Source organism: Streptococcus mitis (genome assembly GCF_003942795.1).
GTDB lineage: Bacteria > Bacillota > Bacilli > Lactobacillales > Streptococcaceae > Streptococcus > Streptococcus mitis_BJ.
The window spans coordinates 1-819 of sequence record NZ_RJNY01000057.1; the positions used below are offsets into that span (position 1 = coordinate 1).

1 pseudogene is annotated in these 819 nt (G+C 27.8%); it reads left to right on the top strand.

Annotated elements, in window-relative coordinates:
* Positions 1-819: pseudogene (locus D8847_RS10675) on the top strand (ATP-binding protein); the annotation flags it as partial.

An 819-nucleotide genomic window follows, 5' to 3' on the forward strand; every position in this document is an offset into this window, starting at 1 on the left:
TTTAATGGCTTTTGATTTTGGCCAAGGACGTAGCGGAAAAGATAAAATAAATTCAGTATTTTACAAACCTCAAACGACTAATGATATTACGCCGTTAGTATTTATTAATAATAATTTATTTAATAACTATCATTTATTTGATACGGAAATTATGGCTAGAAAACGTAATTCGCTAGTTTTAAGACAATTGGTCGGATATATATCTATTAAATCTAGCAGTCCATTAATGCAATTTAACTCAGACCGGACACAATTTTCACAGAATAGACTTACAGATGAAATTACGGATTTTATTGAAAATCTAAACGAAGAGATTCAAAGAACGGGGAATTCATTAAGGAGTGAGATTAAAAAGATTGATGCATTCAAACAGACTCAAATTCCTGAAGAGGATACTTCAGTTTTAAAAAATATTCAAAAATATATTAAGGAGGACTTTAAATTAAAAGGTTCTCTAATTTTTGAGAAAAAAGAAAATCAATTAAAATGTACTCTATTTGATAGGGAAGTTTTGCTAGATATCATTCCAAAAGCTAAAGAAACAAACGATTTAGGAACAGTTGAAGTATGGATTGGTAAAGATGAATTAAACAATGAGACTATTAATTTACAAGATCTAATCGCAGAATCAACAGAAATTCGCTTTAATGGTGATAAAGTTAATGAATTTAATGAAACACAAGAAGGTGAATGGTTGATTAAGAAAGAGACAGATTCCACAATAATTTCTATAAGGATAATTTTAAGAAATCCAATTCAGCCTAACATAGATGTAAATAAAATAGATTTATTATGTAATATTGATTACGATTTAGATAG